Raw genomic sequence first — 4,122 nt, forward strand, 5'->3', positions numbered from 1 at the left:
GTCGTCGATGAGGGCAGGTCCGGGGCGGTCCGCGGTGAGCACCGCGGCCGACCCCGAGAAGAGGGGGAAGGCGAAGGCGTTCCCGAAGCCGTAGGCGTAGAACAGCTTGGACACCGAGAACGTCACGTCCGCCGGGCCGATGTCCAGCACCTCCTGACCGACCAGGTCGTGGTAGGCGGCCACATCGCCATGGCTGTGGACCACCGCCTTGGGGCGGCCGGTGGTCCCGGAGGTGTACTGGATGTAGAGCGGGGTGGCGGCCGTCACCGGCTCGGCCGCCGGGGCCGGTGCCGCCGAGCCCAGCGTGGCGGGCGGGCCGGTCAGGGCCGACAGCTGGTCGGCGCCCAGCCAGGGGACGCCGTCGAAGTGGTCCTGGAGGCGGGGGCCGGAGACGGCCAGCGCGGCGCGCGAGTCCTCGGCCATGTAGCGGTGGTCGTCGGCGGTGAGCGCGGGGTTGACCAGCACCGCCACGGCGCCCAGCCGGGCGGCGGCCAGAAACGTGGTCACCCACATGACGCCGTCGGGCAGAGCCAGCAGCACCCGGTCACCGGCCGCCACCCCCCGGCCCGCCAGGACGGTGGCCGCGCGCTCGGCGCGGTCATGGACCTCGCCGTGGGCCCAGACCCGGTGGCCCTCGAGGAAGGCGGCCCGGCCGGACCAGCCGCGGCGGTCCGCGAGCGCCGCGAGATGCGCGGCCACATTGGCCGAGACGGTGGGCCCGACGGGCATGGGTGGGGCGGACACCGATACGGCGGTCACCGGCCGAGCTCCTTCGCCGCGGGGGCGGGCGGCGCGGCGGCGGCGGCCACCAGCAGATCGTCGATCTTCTCGCCGGACGAGGGTTCCACGGCCTGGTAGGCGCGCATGGTGGCGGCGGTCTTCAGCAGCATCTCCTCGTACTCCTCGGCCGGATCGGAATCGAGAACGATGGCGCCGCCCGCGCCGATGTGCATCCGGCCGCCGGTGAACACGGCCGTGCGGATGACGATGTTGAGGTCGGCCGCGCCGTTGCAGCTGAGGTAGCCGAGCGCGCCGGAGTACACACCGCGGGCCTCGGTCTCCAGCGAGTCGATGATCTCCAGCGTGCGCAGCTTGGGGGCGCCGGTCATGGAGCCGCCCGGGAAGCAGGCCCGGACGCAGTCGACGGAGCTGGTCTCCGGGTGCAGCCGGCCGCGCACGGTGGAGACCAGCTGGTGGACGGTGGCGTAGGTCTCGGTGTTCATCAGGCGCGGCACATACACACTGCCGGACGCGCACACCCGCCCCAGATCGTTGCGGAGCAGGTCCACGATCATCAGGTTCTCGGCGCGGGCCTTGGGGCTGGAGGCGAGGGCGGCGAGCGCCCGCGCGTCCTTCTCCGGGCTCTGACCGCGCGGGGCGGTGCCCTTGATCGGCTTGGCCTCGGCGGTGCCGTCGGGGGTGATGCGCAGAAAGCGCTCGGGGGAGGCGCAGGCCACATCGGTGCCGTCGAACCGCAGATAGGCGGCGTACGGCGCCGGGTTGAACCGCCGCAGGGCCCGGTAGAAGGCGTAGGAGTCGCTCGGGGCGGGCAGCCAGGCGGAGTTGGTCAGGCAGATCTCATAGCTCACCCCGGCGCGCAGCTCCCGCAGACATGCCTCGATCGAGGCCAGATACCGTTCCCGGTCCCGCACCAGCCAGGGCTCCACGGCGGCCGTGGTGGCGAGGGCGGGCGGTTGCGGGGCGGGTCCGGTGAGCGTCGGCACCCCGCTGAGCACGGTCACGGTGGTGTCCAGCCAGTCCTTCGCCTCCCGGTGGCCGTCGGGGGTGTCCTCGGTGAGGCAGCAGATGTAGGTGACACCCTCCTGGTGGTCGACGGCGACGAACCGGTCGGCGAAGAGCCAGCAGGCGTCCGGGGTGGTGGCCCGGTGGCGGTTGGGGGAGCCGCAGTCGGCCTTGAGTTCGTAGCCGAAGTAGCCCACATAGCCGCCGGTGAAGTCGAAGGGCAGGTCGGGGGCCTTGACCCGGCGGCGGGTCAGCTCCCGCTTGAGGTAGTCGAAGACGCCGCCATCGACCCGGACGGCCGGCCGTCCCGCCCGTTCGACCTCGCACACGCCGGTGTCGGTGTCGTAGCGGATGAACTCGGCGAGCGGGCCCGTGCCGTCCCCGAGGAAGGAGAAGCGGGCCTCGCCGGACTCGGCGCGCGAGCTGTCGAGCCAGAACGCGTGCGGCGCCTCCGCGTACAGCCGGGTGAAGGCTGCCTCGGTGTCGGTGGCGTCGGCCAGCCACCGGGCGTGCAGCCGGTAGCCGGGGCCCTCCGGGGGCGTCTGCGCCGGGACCCGCTTCTCGGGGGCGGGCCGCGCGAGCTCCTTACGGGGGTCTCGGGGGTCTCGAGGGTCTCGGAGGTCTCGGGGGTCCGCCTCGGGGGTGGGCGGCGAGCCCGGCGCGGTGCCCGCCGCGGCCGCCTTGGCCTTGGCCTTGGCCGCCGTACGGGCGCGGCGCGGCTCCTCGGCGGAGGCGGGGGCCACGGTGGAGGTCACCGACTCGCCGTTGGCGTGCTCGACGGTCAGATCGCGGAAGTTGCTGAGCATGCGGTGGCCGTATCCGGTCAGCACCGACTCGGGGTGGAACTGGACGCCCCACAGTGGCCGGGCCCGGTGCCGCAGCCCCATCAGCACACCGTCCTCGGACCAGGCGATGCCCTGGAGCCCCAGCGGCAGTGGCTCGGCCACGCACAGCGAGTGATAGCGCACGGCCGTGAAGTCCTGCGGAAGGCCGCGGAACAGCCCGCGTCCGCCGTGTTTGATCCGGGACAGATGCCCGTGCTTGGGCTCGGGCGCGGGCACCACCCGCGCCTGCGCGCCGAGCGCGATCCCCTGGTGCCCCAGGCACACCCCCAGCACGGGGATGGGCGACCGCTCGATCAGCCGGGCGGTGGCGCCGAAGTCCCGGGGATCGGCCGGATGGCCGGGGCCGGGGGAGAGCACGATGTTGTCGAACGCGGAGAGATCGATGTCCGCGCACTCCGGCGCGTCATGCAGAAGCACCTCCGGTTCCTCGCCGTTGACCTCGGTCAGCAGATGAAAGAGGTTGTACGTGTACGAGTCGTAATGATCGACGAGGAGTGTCCTCAGCGATTCCATCCGGATTTGCCTCCTTGCGATGAGAAAACCGACCGGGTATCACCCGCCCCGGTCCTCGGGCCGCGACGCCCCGCTCACCTACCGGCGAGCGCGTGGGCCGTCGGCGGCCATCCGCTTGTGACGTCCTCGTATCGACTGAAGCGGCGGGTAGAGCCACTTCTTCAGAAGCCGCTGCAGCCGCGGCATGACCAGCCAGGTCACCATCGCGGTCACACCGAGACACAAGGCCAGGGTCCGCAGCAGGAAATTGGCGTCCTTGATGAACGGGATCACCAGCACATTGAAGATGAGAACCGGAGGGAAGACCGCGCTCAGATTCACCAGCCACAGCTTCCATTTGGGCGGTGGCGGCAGTGGCCGCACCGGCCCGTTGAACCAGTTCTCCAGTCCCGAGGTGCGCTGTGTTCCCTTTTCCTCGACAAAGGGTCCGGTGCGGGACGCCAATCGTGCGCGCTCCAGCGAGGAATCCCATGCCCGAGCCGGGCCTTCCGCCTCGAACCGGTAGAGTACGTGCCACTCCGAGGAGGTCGAACCGGATCCCATCACCCCGCCTCCGAGATATCCCGGAAGGCTTGCGGCGGCATTGAGCATCTCGATCGCCCAGGCATAGAACTCGCTTTCGCGGCCGGGGTCCACCCGGTATGCGGCAGTCACCGTGACCGGTTCACTGTCCACTCCAGCCGCAACTCCTTTCCGCGCCGTTGCCTTCGCCTGTTGTGCCCGGCGAGATGACACGAAGTGTTCCACACCGTGCGATCGGGAACAGTGGAATGCTCAACAACGTACATAAAAACTCGGAAAGGTCGCCGTGACCTGGGCGTTACCTACGGTTCGAGGTTCTCACGGGACCGCGACGGGGGGCGCCGATAAAGAATCTCCAGGCGCGATTGAACATGAGGAAGCCGGGGGGGGGGGGGGGTGTGTATTTTGGGGGGGGGGGGGGGGGGTTTTTAGGGGGGGGTGGGAGCCGAGAGGGGTTAGGGGGGGCCCGCCGCCGAGGGGGTGTGGCTGGGTGGGTGTA

The 4,122-nt window shown here is 71.0% G+C and carries 3 protein-coding genes; all 3 read right to left on the reverse strand.

The features are described 5' to 3' along the window. A partial coding sequence (locus ACFXB5_RS42100) for an AMP-binding protein (protein WP_385218790.1) occupies positions 1 to 759 on the reverse strand: 759 nt, incomplete at its 3' end. Further along, complete coding sequence (gene pabB, locus ACFXB5_RS42105; RefSeq protein ID WP_385218792.1) at positions 756 to 3,101, reverse strand: aminodeoxychorismate synthase component I; 2,346 nt, start codon at positions 3,099 to 3,101, stop codon at positions 756 to 758. The genes ACFXB5_RS42100 and pabB, both read right to left, overlap by 4 nt. A gap of 78 nt (positions 3,102 to 3,179) precedes the next feature. After that, positions 3,180 to 3,776, reverse strand: coding sequence for a hypothetical protein (locus tag ACFXB5_RS42110; RefSeq protein WP_385218794.1), 597 nt, complete (start codon positions 3,774 to 3,776; stop codon positions 3,180 to 3,182). Positions 3,777 to 4,122: the final 346 nt, after the last annotated feature.

Source organism: Streptomyces sp. NPDC059455 (assembly GCF_042750115.1).
Lineage (GTDB): Bacteria > Actinomycetota > Actinomycetes > Streptomycetales > Streptomycetaceae > Streptomyces > Streptomyces endocoffeicus.